At 51.0% G+C, this 14588-nt stretch carries 15 protein-coding genes; 2 read left to right on the top strand and 13 right to left on the bottom strand.

From position 1 onward, the window contains the following. Nucleotides 1-68 precede the first annotated feature (68 nt). The 5 genes from NP589_RS16180 to NP589_RS16160 all read right to left on the bottom strand — a co-directional run bounded on the left by NP589_RS16180 (nt 69) and on the right by NP589_RS16160 (nt 6153). Nucleotides 69-263 carry a hypothetical protein gene (locus NP589_RS16180; protein ID WP_064038046.1) on the bottom strand — a complete coding sequence of 65 codons (195 nt, stop codon included), beginning with the start codon at nt 261-263 and terminating at the stop codon, nt 69-71. A gap of 286 nt (nt 264-549) precedes the next feature. Next, on the bottom strand, nt 550-1356 hold the full coding sequence (locus NP589_RS16175) for a protein kinase domain-containing protein (protein ID WP_256607928.1): 807 nt from the start codon (nt 1354-1356) through the stop codon (nt 550-552). Between the two features lie 99 nt (nt 1357-1455). Then, nucleotides 1456-1986: an REP-associated tyrosine transposase gene (locus NP589_RS16170; RefSeq protein ID WP_256607927.1), complete on the bottom strand. Its 531-nt coding sequence runs from the start codon at nt 1984-1986 to the stop codon at nt 1456-1458. An 860-nt stretch (nt 1987-2846) separates the two neighbouring features. Beyond that, entirely contained in the window at nt 2847-4430 is a 1584-nt protein-coding gene (locus NP589_RS16165) for a GTPase (RefSeq protein ID WP_256607926.1), read from the bottom strand. After that, on the bottom strand, nt 4411-6153 hold the full coding sequence (locus NP589_RS16160) for a GTPase (RefSeq protein ID WP_256607925.1): 1743 nt from the start codon (nt 6151-6153) through the stop codon (nt 4411-4413). Before NP589_RS16160 ends, NP589_RS16165 begins: the two co-directional genes overlap by 20 nt. Before the next feature lie 115 nt (nt 6154-6268). On the opposite strand from NP589_RS16160, the gene NP589_RS16155 reads away from it, so the two are divergent. Then, a complete protein-coding gene (locus NP589_RS16155; RefSeq protein ID WP_256607924.1) occupies nt 6269-6703 on the top strand; it encodes a DUF6694 family lipoprotein in 435 nt (144 codons plus the stop codon). 1 nt (nt 6704) lies between these two features. Here the strand turns inward: NP589_RS16155 and NP589_RS16150 are convergent, their stop codons facing one another. The 5 genes from NP589_RS16150 to NP589_RS16130 form a co-directional block, all read right to left on the bottom strand. Beyond that, nucleotides 6705-7364, bottom strand: a complete 660-nt coding sequence (locus tag NP589_RS16150; RefSeq protein WP_256607923.1) for a DUF2959 domain-containing protein — start codon at nt 7362-7364, stop codon at nt 6705-6707. Continuing rightward, nucleotides 7357-7923, bottom strand: a complete 567-nt coding sequence (locus NP589_RS16145) for an amino acid kinase family protein (protein ID WP_256607922.1) — start codon at nt 7921-7923, stop codon at nt 7357-7359. Before NP589_RS16145 ends, NP589_RS16150 begins: the two co-directional genes overlap by 8 nt. After that, nucleotides 7920-9293 carry an aminodeoxychorismate synthase component I gene (gene pabB / locus NP589_RS16140; RefSeq protein WP_256607921.1) on the bottom strand — a complete coding sequence of 458 codons (1374 nt, stop codon included), beginning with the start codon at nt 9291-9293 and terminating at the stop codon, nt 7920-7922. Before pabB ends, NP589_RS16145 begins: the two co-directional genes overlap by 4 nt. A 79-nt stretch (nt 9294-9372) precedes the next feature. Further along, a complete protein-coding gene (locus NP589_RS16135) occupies nt 9373-10419 on the bottom strand; it encodes a hydantoinase/oxoprolinase family protein (protein WP_256607920.1) in 1047 nt (348 codons plus the stop codon). 8 nt (nt 10420-10427) lie between these two features. Continuing rightward, nucleotides 10428-11417, bottom strand: coding sequence for an ATP-grasp domain-containing protein (locus tag NP589_RS16130; protein WP_256607919.1), 990 nt, complete (start codon nt 11415-11417; stop codon nt 10428-10430). 20 nt (nt 11418-11437) lie between these two features. Here NP589_RS16130 and NP589_RS16125 point away from each other — a divergent pair, with 20 nt between their 5' ends. Next, entirely contained in the window at nt 11438-12121 is a 684-nt protein-coding gene (locus tag NP589_RS16125; RefSeq protein WP_256607918.1) for a HisA/HisF-related TIM barrel protein, read from the top strand. A 56-nt stretch (nt 12122-12177) separates the two neighbouring features. Here the strand turns inward: NP589_RS16125 and fae are convergent, their stop codons facing one another. The 3 genes from fae to NP589_RS16110 form a co-directional block, all read right to left on the bottom strand. After that, complete coding sequence (fae, locus tag NP589_RS16120; RefSeq protein ID WP_020482207.1) at nt 12178-12693, bottom strand: formaldehyde-activating enzyme; 516 nt, start codon at nt 12691-12693, stop codon at nt 12178-12180. A gap of 85 nt (nt 12694-12778) precedes the next feature. Further along, nucleotides 12779-13645: a triphosphoribosyl-dephospho-CoA synthase gene (locus NP589_RS16115; protein WP_256607917.1), complete on the bottom strand. Its 867-nt coding sequence runs from the start codon at nt 13643-13645 to the stop codon at nt 12779-12781. Then, a complete protein-coding gene (locus tag NP589_RS16110; protein WP_256607916.1) occupies nt 13639-14541 on the bottom strand; it encodes an ATP-grasp domain-containing protein in 903 nt (300 codons plus the stop codon). Before NP589_RS16110 ends, NP589_RS16115 begins: the two co-directional genes overlap by 7 nt. Nucleotides 14542-14588 lie beyond the last annotated feature (47 nt).

Genomic DNA, 14588 nt, shown 5'->3' with positions numbered 1-14588 from the left:
GGATTGCCGGCCGGCAATCCGCCCGTCAAAGACTATTCAAAATGCAATAAGGCGTTTCATCGACACAATCACACCGGCGAACACTGCGGACATGCAGTAGGCTTGGTGAATCGCTCGCCGGCTTTCTTCGCCGCGCTTACCACATTGCTGATCGATCCCAGGTAGTAAATCGCATCCTTGGCCGGCAGCGCCGAGCAAGTCGATTTGTGAACCAGATGCTCGCCGGTTTCCTGGGCGCTTATCTCAATAAAAAATTCAGCCATGGTCTAATCCTCTTGAAATTTGTTATGCGGACATTCGCTTGAAACCGCCAGACCACTCATTCCACCGAGCGGCTGTCGGCCATCGAACATTCGAGCTTGAGCAATGTTGTGAAGACGACAGGAAAAACAGCAAATACCTGCCTTTTCAACGCTCAACTAGCTAATCAGCAAAACATATACCAATCAAGACAAAATCCCACCATTAAGCGAAAGGCCGAGCCGATACAGCCAAAAATCACTTGCCATGAGGCTGCTGAAGCACAAATGGATCTGAAATTCAGGCCACTCAGCCCCTTGAATCAAGCTTCCGGCCGCATCCGTTACAAAACTTGTCGTCAACTTGAATTTTATGGCCGCAGGCAATGCAATAATTGTCAGTGCGGCGCTGGCGAGTCGCTCTATCGACTTTGGATACGGGTTTATCAGAATCAATCTGGTTGATTGCCGATAAAACCGCAGTTGCATTCGCCAATCTTTTCCTTGGCAAATCAACACAAGCAGCGATCAAATCCTGCACTTGTGTTGGAACATTACATTCCTCTAGTTCGGCGCGCCAGGCCGGGCCCATCTCCCGAGAAACATCTCCCAGCAAAAGTTGGTAGGCAATCACGCCAAGGGCATAAACATCAACACTTGGAGCAGGGGTTTCACCACGGCGTTGACTAATGTCCGCATAGAGTGGCGTATATGCGTTGCGAAGCACAGTGGCACCGGTAACCCGCGTCAATTCTTTCAGCATCTGCGCCTGAGCAGTAATCGCACCGATACCAAAATCGGAAATTTTGACTCGACCATCGCGAGTGACCAGCAAGTTAGCCGGTTTTAAATCACGATGCACCACCCCTTGATCGTGGCAATAAGCTAAAGCCTTGGCAGCCATTTTTAAAATTTTTAATACGCTGTTGCTTGTTGGCTTGCTGCCATCAAAGCCCGCCAACCAGGCGGTTAAATCGCCACCGTCGACAAATTCATAAATCAGAAAAGGCGGATTAGCACTGTAAGCTGTGCCAAGCAAACGAACCAGGTAATCAGGCTCCGGGTGATATTTTAGAACGTCGTAAACCTTAATTTCCGTACGTAAACTGGCCAGCAAAGCGATATCGGTACAAAGCCCGCGTAGCCGCGATTAGCGAAGCGTAATCGCGGGAATGGTGTTAAATATACTCAAGAACCTTCCAAAGGAAACATTTTTTCAATCGTCGCCACCAATTTCAATATTCAAGCCGTTACCCCAACTATCAGGATAAATTCCCTTTTTTACAAAAAGGTGAAAACTTGAATAAGGCCAGTCGCGAACCTGGGCGACATACCCATGCTTTACCGGATTAAAATGCAAATAATAAACATGCCGTTCAAAATCCAGCTCGTCACGGATGGCATGTTCCCAAAAATGTCTTTGCCAGATGCCACGTTCATTGGCGGAAATCCTAACCTTTGATCGATATTCGGTTTTGGCTAAACCTCGCGAAAATCCACTCTTTATCAAACGCCAGCGGGTACTAAAATCGGCCTCGCCAGGTGGCAAGGTCCAGATAGCATGCATATGCTCCGGCAGAACAACCCACGCTTCTATTTGAAATGGATAACGAGCACGCACGGCTCTCACCGTGTCGCGCAACAGATCAATTTGCCGTATCAATAATTCGTTCTGATGGCGTTGTAAAAGGTTAACCGTAAAAAACCATGTGGCACCGGGTATATAAGCTCTGCGATAGTTAACCATTGAAGGGTATGAACAGCAAATGACTACAGTATAAACTAATGGTGATTTTTACCGATTTTGTTATACGGAAAGGTTGGTTGGCGACTTATTTCCGCGATTACGCTGACGCTAATCGCGGCTACGATTAAACGTCGGCTGTCTGGCAACTTGCCGACCTTGGTTTCGCAAAGCGTCCGGCGGCTTTTGGCCGTAAACTCCGAATCCTCCGATTGCGAGAAATTAGTCTTGCTGACAGACATCCAAATATCGATGGCTTTAAAAAACCAAGGTCAATTCTTGGCTGATAGCTGTTCATTCCGCTAATGTCCCAAAGCGACCGAGCTTTTTTGTTGATCGTTGCCCAAAATAACTCCAGGGTTTTAATGCGAAGCTCGAATAATGTAGCTCTGAAGCGGAATGATGGACAAAATAACTTGAACGCTCAAGCCCGCAACCGGATTGTTCGAGAAATTTTCTCGGTCAATCGAGATCGGAACACGATCGTTCAAGAAAATTTCTCGATCGTTTCAGTTCGGAGCTCGGGCATTGGACAAAATAACTCCAACGTTTTAGTTTCGAGCTCGAATGATGGAGAAAATAGCTCGAACACTCAAGCTCTGAACCGGATTGTTCGAGAAACTTTCTCGGTCAATTGAGCTCGGAACTCGGGCATTGCACAAAATAACGCCAATGTTCCGGTTCGGAACTGAAACGATGGAGAAATTTTTGGCAATCGTCGAAATTATTAACCCGGCCCTTTTATCGTTGATCTGCCGTTCGGGCTTAACCGGTCGGAGCCCACACTGGCGCGCCCTTCGACACGCTCAGAGCGAACAGTATTCAAGGGCCGGCTTGATAACGGCAAGCCGCCGCAAGAAACTTCACTCCGCCAACAATACCCGGCCCAGCAAGCTGTCCTTCTCTATGGCCACTGCCGGCCCGGCGCCGCACCGGGCCAGCAATGTTTGTAATAGTTGGTGTAAAGATTCATTGCGTTGCTGTTCGGCCAACAATATTTGTTTGATTTCCGCCCTAAGTGTCGACAAGGCTTGTTGATGGCCTTTTAGCAAGCCCTGCAATGCCGCCTTTTGCAAAGATGGCTGGAGCTTTTTGTGCAGGAAAAACGGGATCAGCCAACTGAGACCGATCAACAGCACACTATGAACCGCAAAGTCGGTCCCAAGATAAGCGGTGGCGTCGGCGGCGCTGTGGTAATAGCCGGAAAATACCTGATAGCCGACCACGCCCATCGCCGCCAGCGGCAACAGGGTTTCGCAAATGGCGGTGAATTTCAGCAAAAAACGCTGAGCACCGTTGCCCGGCTTGAGTAAAGCCTGTCTGCCGGCCAGTTCGGTTTGCGCAGTGAGATTTTTCTCGGTATTGTCCCGAATACTTTGCAGCGCGGCTTTCAGCGGCTTGCTGGGAATATCGGCTTGAGCGGCTTGCAGCACCAATTCGTCCAACAGATCATTCAGGCGGTTCTGCGCCCATTCGTCCCACAGCTTGATGTCTGCTGCTTGGCCCAGGTTCTCCGCCCAGAATTGCGCGAGTTGCTTGATCGGCCAGGCCAGACCTTGTTGCAAGCTGGCTTCGGTATGCTGCCATAGTGCATCGAAACTCTGCTGTAATTGCGCGTAGTCTTGCGCGGAAAAATCGTCGGCCAGTTGTTGCAAGGTCTGCTTTAGGTGCTGGCGGCGCAATTGCTCGCCGCGTTGCTCCAATTGGGCAACGCTATGCTGTCCGGAGAGTTGCCGCAACTGCTCCAGCAAGGCGGCAAATTCGTCGCCGTCAGGTTCGCTGCAACTGGTGCGAAAGATTAAGGGATCGGTAAAACCGGCCTTACCCAACTGCTGTTTAAAATCGTCGTATTGCACCGGCTGGCCGCGATCCCATTGGTTCATCACAAACAACCAGGCGTGCTTAGCACCTTCCGCCAGCAGCAATTGCCAGGCTTTGCTGTCGCGGTAACGCTCGGGGCTGACCACGTATAACAGCACGTCGATATGCGGCAGCCACTCCAGCACCAAACGCTTATTGCTGAGCTCGACGCTGTCGAAATCCGGCATGTCGATCCAGACGATATGGCTGTTTGTCGCGTCGTTGTGCTGGCTGATCTTGATGCTGTCCAAGGGCAGCCCGGCCGGCAGCTTGTTAATCGCCAGGCTCTGGTGGTGATACAAAGTCACTTCACGCGAGGTGGGCCGCTCAATGCCGGCCCGGGCAATCGCCTGCCCCGCCAAACGATTCAGCAAGCTGCTTTTACCAACGCCGGTGCCGCCCATGAACGCCACAATTAACGGCCTGCTATCCGGATCGGTTTGACTCGCGGCAAACAGGCTTTCCGTACTGCGCGTGTCTATCGTGGTCAATAATTGCGCCCGTTCCGCGCTTAAACGGCCTTCGGCTTGCGCCGTTGCGGCCCATTGCCGGGCTTGGGTCAGCAATTCAGAGTAATCGTAAGCCATGTTTCTTCTCTTTCAGCGCCTGCTCCGCGGCGTGGCATTGTTGTTCGGAGATATTAAAGCGGGTGGGCGACAGCACGCCTTGCGGCAACAAATACAAGCGCTGTTTCAGGCAGGCCTCGAACAGCGCGGTTTTCACGGTATTGAGCTGATGCTGTTTTAATTCGGCTTCGACCTTATGCATATAACTGCCGATAGCGCTTTCAGCTAATAAGGAAGTCATGGTCAGCATCAACGGGGTAATCACCAAGTCATGGATACCGATACCGCCGGCCTGGATCGCCAGCAATAAGGCGCCGGCGTCGGTCGTGACGCGGGTGGCACGCAGGCTATTCAAAACCATTGGCTGTTCTTGCAACTTGACATACAAACGCTGCGCCGAGGCTTCCACATCCTGCTGAAAATCACTGTGATAATCCGTCACCGCCTGGCGATAAATCTGCAACAAATCACCGCGTTTCTGTCTCAGTGCCATTGCGGTTTCTTTCCACCAGCGGCTATCGGCCGGCTCAGTTTCGGTTTTCTCCAGCAAACGGTCGGCAATTTGAATCAAAAGATGCTCGCCTAGCTGATTCAACACACCGAGTTCCTGATTGGGGTTGATGGCGGCATTGCCGCTGCCCCATGAAAACAGTTTACGAAACGGCCAAGTCATGGCCCTTCGGGTCTTGCCTAGCGCTTTGGCAATGCCGGGGATTTCCAGCAAGGTCAGCAGATTTAATAAAGCGTTTTGAAAGGTTTCGTAATGATGCGGATGGTTCAGATAATCGCGCTGGTAGTCCTTAACCGCCTGCGCCAGCGCTTGATCGACCAGGGTTTGCCAATGATGCTGCGCATGGTGTTCGGCAAACACCGGTTGCAGCCAGTCCAGCCAATAGCGGATAAGCAATTGCTGTTGGCGTACGGCATGTTTGTAGCGGGTGACCTTTTTCGCAAGATCGGCGAATGCGTGCGCAGCCGACTGCGGCCAGCTCGGCACGGCCGGAGCTTTTTGGAATAACAAGGGCACCACGGTGGGCAAGGTATCTTGCCGGGTTTGCAGCCACTTTTGCCGCAACGAATCCAGAATCACCGGCTCGCTGCCTTCGTTGAGTTTATTCACGCAAATCAAGGTGGGCTGCTGGAAAACCTCGATGGCTTTCATCATTTCCCAAACCGATTGATCGGCGTATTTTTCTTTACTCACCACCAATACCACGATGTCGGCCAGCGCGATGGTGCGGATCACGCCTTCCCGATAGTCGGCGGCATCTATTGAATCGAAATCAGGGGTATCCCAGCAGACGCAAGCCGGCAACAAGGCCGAGGCGCCTGGGCTTGGGCTCAGGGAATAGCAATCATACCTTCCCGGCCGCAACTCAGTTTGTTGCAAACGCTGAAAGCGGCCGAAATAATGTTGCATGCCGTCACAATCATCGGGCGTCAGGCTATGGCAAAAACCCTGGGCCTGTACCGTGTAACCGGCCAGCGGACTGACGCCGGCGGCATGGGCATTTAACAGCAAATTGACGACAGAACTTTTACCGGCCTGCGTCGGCCCGATAACGGCGATTTGCAGCGGAAATCCGGGGTTGTTGTCCAGCAGCTCACCTTTGCGAATAAAGGCTTCGCCGTGCAACAATTGCTCTATACGTTGCTGATAATCCAGGTACTGGGGATTTTTTTTATCCAGCTGCTGTAGCACAGTTTGGTAACGCTGTTTGAGAAGTTGGATAAATTCCAGCATGTGGTAAGCTTGTGTTTTTAATTACCGAGTAATTTGGTTTGTTTGGTAACCCGCGTTGCAACCATTATAAATACAAAATTCGGGTTTGTTTATTTAGCCACTGGGGGGCTACATCATGAAAAAAGCGTCAACTGTTTTGGTTTTTTTAATCTGCGCATTTTTGGCCGGTTGCAATAAAAGCAATCAAATCAACGGTAGCAGTTTAAAAACGGTCAATCGATCAATCAGTCAAATCAAGGAAAAATTGCCGCTGGACCAACGCATAGAGTTTGAAGTGTCTTTCTGGACCTTACGCGATGAAATCCGCAATAACAAGGAGTTTTTGGACGCTATCGATGGCAAGACACCGGAACAATTGGTAGAAGCTGGCAAAGAGCTGTTTGCCAAACGCAAAGCAGCCGGCAGCAAAGACTACGAAAAATACAGCAACTGGGACCAGATGATTTCCCAATACTCGCAAGAACGTATCGATCAAAACCGCAAGAAAACCCCTGACCAACGCGACAAAAATCCACCGGCGCGGGTCGATTACAAAATGCATTCCATGTAATTTATTTGCGCACCGGGGCCGGCAGTTGTTTCTGTTCCACCAGAACCGCGACAAACTGACTGGCCTCGCTGATGGTTTTCTCCATCACCTCGATCAATCTCGAAATATCCACACCAATTTCCATAAACTCGTGCCGCAATGCCGCTATCGCATGCGCATTCAAGTTGTGCTTTAAAAACAATACCTGATCTTGGAACGCCGCCAACACTGGATGCATGCGAGTTTCCGCTGTCTGCAAGGCTTTTAACAAACGGGCGTATTGCTGCCGTGACTTTTTCAACTGCTGCTGGCTGCGCGCCTTCAAGGCCCGGTTGCTGTATAAAGCCAGCTCGGTTTCCCATTCGTTGAATAGAGCTTCACTAATCTCTTCGACCGCCTGAATTCTTTGACTGACTTGATCGGCCTTACCCTTGCATAGGTCATAGCGGCGTTTGAGTTGCTGATAACGCTGTTCCAGCGAACTATCCTGCAAGTTGACGATGCTTTTAAATTTATCCAGCGCATCGACGAACTGATCCCGGCTTTCTTTCAAACTCTCGCAAGCCTGCCCGACCTGCATCACCACGATGTCGCGTTTTTGATGACCCAGCAAGGATTCGCGACTTTGGTAGTAAGCCTTGCGCAAGCGCTTGTTCAGTATGGCTTTGATAAAATTAATCATGGCGGGACAAGAAGCAGTCTTTATTAAGCACGGTGATTTTGTAATTGGCCTTGGCGGTGAAACGTTGAAAAGCAGCATCCAGGATGCCTTGTCGCTGCAAGTCCGGCAAACTCGCTTGCTCCGGAATTGGCGCCGATTTAACGACAATTAGCTCATCGGCTTCGATATAGCCAGCCAGCCAAGCCGCCAAACTATCGGAAGTAACATCCCAGCTGGCGGCTATGTTGGCTTTATCCAATTGCTCGACTTGCGGAGACCAGATCAGCACCGGTTTGACTTGCCACGCGGAACGTAAACTGTCCGCATCGGCGACGATTGCAAATTCGGGCACTAGGCTACGCATCAACAAGGCCATTTGCTGCATCGCCAGAATCGCCATCCGGTGCGCGGCGACATCGTCGAAACGCCATAGCCTTTGCGCGCTGCGTACTTGGTCAGCAAAAGGTCCGCCACCGGGCACAATGGCAATGGGGCCGGCGCGCTTTGCAATTGCAGCAAGGCAAGCGGGCAAGGCGGCTGTTTCCAGCAAGCTGCCGCCCAGCTTGATCACGCAAGTCATGCGCTAAATTGCTTCAGCAACTGTAACAAGGCCGCGGCCTTATCGAAGCATTCCTGATATTCTTCGTCCAGCACCGAGTCGTTGACGATGCCGCCGCCCGCCCAAAAGCGGATCGTGCCGTGATTGTGCACCAAAGTGCGAATCGCGATATTGGTGTCCATATTGCCGTCAAAACCGATATACCCAATCGCTCCGCAATAAATGCCGCGCCGATGCGGTTCCAGTTCTTCGATGATTTCCATCGCTCGGATCTTGGGCGCGCCGGTAATAGAGCCGCCGGGAAAGCAGCTGCGCAATAAATCGATGGCATGTTGGCCGGCCGCTAGCTGGCCGGTCACGGTACTGACCAAATGATGTACGGTGGCATAACTTTCGACAGAAAATAGGCTTGGCACCCACACTGAGCCTTTCCGGCAACTCTTGCCCAAATCGTTGCGTAACAGATCGACGATCATCACGTTCTCGGCCCGGTCCTTGGTGCTGGACACCAAGTCTTCTATCTGCGCTTGATCGTCTTCCCAATCACTCCGGCGCGGACGGGTACCCTTGATGGGTTTGGTTTCTACCGCGCCGTCCGTTACTTTTAAAAAGCGCTCCGGTGAAGAGCTTAAGACCTGCGCATCCGGGAAATTCAGATAGGCGCTAAAGGGGGCCGCGTTGATCTGCCGCAGCACTTGATAGGCTTGCCATGGCTCGCCTTGGCAAGGGCTCTCGAAGCGCTGGGTCAAATTGATTTGATAGCAATCGCCCTCTTTCAGATAGTGCTTGATACTTTGAAATGCCGTGGCGTACGCCGCTCTGTCCATATTGGCGCGCGGGGCTTGCAGCACTTTAAATTCCGCAGTTTCTACTGGGGTAGTCATTGTGCTGAATTCGGCGATAAGTCTTTGCTGCTCACATTCCGGAAGGTCATAACCGACCAACCAGCTTTGCCGACGCTGATGATCGACAATCACTGCCCAATGGTAAATACCCACCGCCATGTCCGCCAATTGCTCGGCATCGCCTGCTATTTCCGGCAATCGCTCAATGCGTCTGGCCAGATCGTAAGCAAAATAACCGATGGCGCCACCATTGAACGGCAAGCCCTCAATACCAGCTAATGGTGTTCCCAATTGCTGTTTCAGTAACTGAAAGGGATCTTCCGTGCTTTCAGTCACCATACCATCGCGTTCGATGCGAGTGATATTGCCGCGCGTTTGCAGGGTTACGACTGGAGCGTAGGCGATAATGTCAAACCTATCCTGCGTGCTGTAAGGCTGGGCGCTATCCAGAAATACCGCCCAAGGCTGCTGCGCCAGCGGGGCGAATAATGCGGAACTGTCCTGAAAATAAGGCAGAGAATGTTTGATGGGTAAGGCTAAAGGCATTAAGGGGTGCTAATAAACGGCCGGAATGTGCCGCAAAGACATGATTTGCAATCTACCGATTTTACCCCAGCCGCCGGCTTTAACCAAACCCGCCGGCAAGATAAGCCACGGCGGCGGCCGGCGCACAGTCGGCGGCGTCGATAGCCTGGGTTTTATCGGTTGTTGGCAGCAGGTCGGTAAAGTCCAGATAATCAATGCCCAACTCAAAGGCAATGTCCCGCGCTAAGAACCGGCCGACGCCGGCACCGACCACTTTGATGGCCGAGCGGGTTTCCGCCCGTTGTAACTGCCTGACGCAAGCCTGACTAATTTTGTGTGTTTGCTTGGCTTTTAAGTGCTTGGCAAATGCCAACCAGAGTGAGTGATCGTTCTCGCTATGCTCGTAACCGGTCAGCCGCGACAAGCGGCGGGCACTGGCCGAAATCGACTTTTCCGTGCCATCGGCGGTATCGCTTTGATCGTGCGCTTCGTTCAAGTCGCCGGTCAGGCGATACACATCGGCCATCGTTGCGAAATATTCGGCCATCAAGCCCATTTGCTGGCCGTTGAACTCTGCCTCTTGGGCAATCGCCATTACCGCCGTGCGGACAATGCCGGTATACACCAGCTCGCCGGAGACCAAGCGCCGATAGTCGGTAAAGCCTTGCACTTTAAGCTGGTGATTTTCGATCAGCAAAATATCGCTTGTGGTACTGCCTATATCCACAAATAAGGCATTTGGCAGACGCTTTGCCACCCATAACAAGCTGGCCAACCAATTAGCAGACGCGATGTCCATGCAATCGGCCGGCTGAATTTTCGCTACCGGCAAAAAGCCGCGCAAACCGGCAAATACCAATACCTGCTCGGCATTGAATTGTTCGCAAACAGCCTGGACGATGGCATTGACGCCTTGCTCGCGACTGGTAAAGCAATCCACCAGTTCACCGGTCATCGTCACGGCATGACGGCAATCTTGCAAATCGAACCGGCCGGCTAAATCGGCCAAGGTGCCATGCAAGAAATCCACGCCCTTCCATAGCGGACAAGCCTGCTGAGCAACTGTCTGGACATGCCCGGACTCATCCAGCAACGCCAATTTGACGTGCGCACCGCCAATATCCCAACCTGCAATCTGTTTATTCATTCTGCTTTTTAATTAATACTGATTTGAACCGTTTCATTTAGACTGGCCTGCAAAACCGGATCGGCATGCCGCAGGCGCAAAACCTGTTCGGCCACGTTGATGCCGGTCGCTTGCTGGATGCCGACGTAAGAACTCGTCAGACGCGGATTGATTTCCAACACCAACGGACCTAATTCGGCGTTCTCGATAACGTCAATACCGACATAACCCCATAAGCCGGGCATCGCTTCGGAGATTTCATTTATCAGGTTTCGATAAAAATCCAGCTGATCGGTTGGCATATTGACTAAACAGCCTTGCAAACTGAATCGGCCATTTTCCAAAACGATTTGCTGGTGGTTATAGCAAATAAGCCAAGCTTGGCCGTGTTTGAACAAGCAAGACAAACTGGTGGCCTGACCGTGGATATAGGGTTGCAAGACATAGCGTTGCGGATCGTTTAATTCGGCAATAGCGGCAGGCAACTGTTCGGCGTCGACTTGGAAACTATCGAGGCACCCGACTCCATCGGCAATTTTTATGACAATATTATCGCCTAAGCCATCCACCCATTGATCGAGCAAGCGAGTCTCCACCAATGGAATCGCGCATTTTTTCAAAGCTTGATAAGTCGCATACTTATTGGCGCAAACCCTTAACGTCACGGGATTGGATAACAAAACCTCGACATTCGCGGCAATAGCCAGCTCAGCCAAGCTTTGCAAAATGCCATTGCTTTCCGGCGCGATTGGCCAAAACAAATCGGCTTCAGTTAATAAATCCCGCAACAGTGCAAAGATGTCGCAAGCTGCGCTTACCGTTACAATTTCCGTTTCCGGCAGCATATCCGGTCTGGCAAAACGCTCGTCCAGCGGTACGCATAGCTGAATATTTTGCAGACACTTCAGTTCAGTAAGTAAAGCCTGTAACATCAGGCCGCCTTCCGCCGCCAGCGAAGTAGGCAGTGCCTGCCCAAGCAAACCGCCGCCGGTGATATATTCAAATACCAGAATTCTCAATTCTAAAACTCGCTTGGCCTATGCAGATTATTCCAGTCATTGATTTAAAAGGCGGCCAAGTGGTCCATGCCGCAGGCGGTGACCGCAGTCGTTATCAACCCGTACACCACACTTCGTCACTATGCGATAGCAGCGAGATAAACCACGTGGTAGCCTGTTTTTTAAAGCTGCATCCATTTCAAACATTTTATATTGCAGACCTCGACGCCATTCGCGGCGACGGCAATCACGACGAGGCCATCGATGACTTGCTTAGCCAATATCCAAACCAGGAATTTTGGCTGGATAACGGCAGTAGCTATCAAGATCTAACTACGACCACTCGTCGAAGTAACTGTAAGCCTGTCATCGGTACCGAATCGCAACGACTACCCGTATCTTTAAAAAACGCCGATCTCATCCTATCCCTGGATTTTAAACATAACCGGGCTTTGGGTCATCCTGGGTGGCTGGAAAGCCCGCAAGTGTGGCCGGAAACAGTAGTGGTGATGACCTTGGATTTGGTCGGCAGCAATATGGGCCCGGACTTTGAAAAACTAAGCAAGCATTGCCAGGATCATCCAGACAAACGATTTATCGCAGCTGGAGGCGTTCGTGACATCAACGACCTGACTCAATTGAATGCCATTGGCGTTGCGGCCGTGTTATTAGCCTCGGCACTGCATAACGGCAGCCTCGATACCAAGACCTTACAAAAATTTTAGGCAAAAAAATACCCCGGCAAGCCGGGGTATCTTCGACAACCTTTGAAACTAAAAACTTAAACGTTGTTAGCGGCAAATGGGTGTTTTGCACCAGATTTAGCAGCAACTACTTCTTTAGCAGTTGGAGTGCCGGCAACAGCGCGAGCGATTGCTTCTTTGGTAGCTTTGTAGTTGAATTCTTCGATTTTTGCATCGTCTTCAGCCAACCAGTGGATGAAAACACCAACAGAAATGAACAAATCGTCAGCTTCGTCAGCAGGGATAGTGCCGTCTTCAACGGAATCAGCAACAGCCATAGCAACAGCGCGTTGAGCTGGTCCAAACATTTGAACAGCTTGTTTTGCGCCTTTGATGGTTACTTTGTTGAACAGGATGGTTGCAGGTTTAACCAACAGGTTAGGAGCAACAACAGCCAACAGAGTAGAGAAACCGTCTTTGTTGTTTGTCAAAGCATTTGCGAAAGCAGTTTCAGCTGCTGAGCCGCGTGGGCCGATGATCAAATCGATGTGAGCAATTTCGTTGCCTTCACCAACCAAAGATTCGCCAACACGCAAGTTATTGATTTTTGCCATTTTAAATTTATCCCCTAAAGATAAGATTGAACCAAAAAAATAGACACGTTAGTGTCTCAAGATTGTAGTTTCTGCTTAGTTCCCTCTATAACCCACCGATTTCTTCACCGATAAGTTGTTCCAGAAGCACCACCAGTACTGTCGCTACAGTTATGTCAGCTGTTGTACCCGGATTGATCCTTTGTGCCTTAAAAGCTTTGTCCATATCATACAATACTGGCAAAAGCTCTTTAGGCTCACAAGCTGTTTGCATCGCTCTATCGAGCTTATGCATCTCAGCCTTGATCCACTCTGAATACCGCTCTCCATACTTCCGCTCAATATGACTATCGGGATATTGAGCCAACATTGCGGCAAAAACCGCTAACGCAGCCCAAGCACAATCGCCAGACAAAACGAAAGCACGATTATATCGTAAAACACCGAAATCAAAAACGTCTTTAAAAATTGTTGCGTATTGCAGCGCAATTCTGTCCTTGTCAGCGGCAAAAACCATGGCCTCGGTCAGGCTCACATCCGCCGGCTTTTGTACGTCGTGTTGCGCGGATTCGCCCAAGCCCGCCGGCGCAGCCAAGGTCACGGCCTTGAAAACCCAATCGGCATCCTCGCGGGTAGTTTTTTCCAGCAATAGTCGTAAACCATCGCGCAAGTTTTCGCCAGTATTCAGGCTAGCAACCACCTGCAACAAAGGCGCGCAGAGCAGAATAATACCCAGATTGGTATTGCAAGCCACCGCCTCGCGGGTAGCCTTGACTGCGTAATAAATTTTTTCACCCAAGCTGTATTGCGGATCGGTGATCGGCTCACTGCTAACCCGAGCACTGACACGAAAATCATCAACCGTCATATCGTCGGCAGCGCTGTAGACGCTGACATTACCGGGCTTGAACGCTTGCAACTCGGTTTCGCAAGCTTGAATATAAACGTCTATCAATTGCTGCCTGTTCAGCATAGTTTTTCCTGTACGCAATAACGACCGAGCAAATCGGCCACCAGGTGTTGGGCGATGTTGATCTCGCAAACACTTTGCAAGCCTTTCCAGGCCGGCACGCTGTTCACTTCGATTATCCGATAACAACCGTCTGCATCCTGAATCACATCCACACCGGCATAATCCATTTTTAACGCATTGACAGCGGCAATCGCCAACTCTGCTAAGTCAGGCTCCAGCTCGATGCATTCACAAGACGCGCCTCTGGCCACATTATTCAGCCAGGAAATACCGCGCCGCCGCATAGCGGCAACGGCTCTGCCGTTGATCACGAACACGCGCACATCGGAATAGCCGTCGCCGGCGCATTCGACAAAACGCTGCAAATAGTAAATGCCGCGACTGCTGGTCAACCACAGCAAATCGGTGGTTTTTTCGATACGCCGAATACCTTCGCCTTGAGAACCAAACAAGGGTTTACTGATTAAGTAATGCCCTTCATGCAACTGCTGCTCAGCAATCGCCAGTGCTGCGTCTCGATCGCGTAACACCCAGGTCATCGCAGTCGGCAAGCCGACATGCTGCAATAAAAAACTGGTCATGCCCTTATCGACGCTACGCTCGATTGCGCCAGCATCGTTATAAACCGGCACCCCCAGTATTTTTAAGGCGTGCAAGACATCCAGATAAAACACCACCTCTTCCAACGAACCGCCTGGCACCCCGCGCACAAAGACCGCCGCCGGCAATTCTTGCTCAAAACCGGGAATAACAATCGGCAACTCGGTGACCGTTAACTGCAATTTGCAGGCAGTCAGCGAGACATATTCGGCGGCATAACCGCGTTCAGAAAAAGCCAAGCACAACTGCTTGCCATGCCAACCCGGGTCATCGGTAATTATTGCAATTCGGCGCAAAGGGATGTGTCACGAATGGAGTTAACGATACAAACTAACCGACCTTG

This window comes from Methylomonas rosea (genome assembly GCF_024505055.1).
Classification (GTDB): Bacteria; Pseudomonadota; Gammaproteobacteria; order Methylococcales; family Methylomonadaceae; genus Methylomonas; species Methylomonas rosea.
The sequence above is the reverse complement of the archived record's forward strand: the minus strand, read 5'-3'. Positions and strand labels throughout refer to the sequence as shown.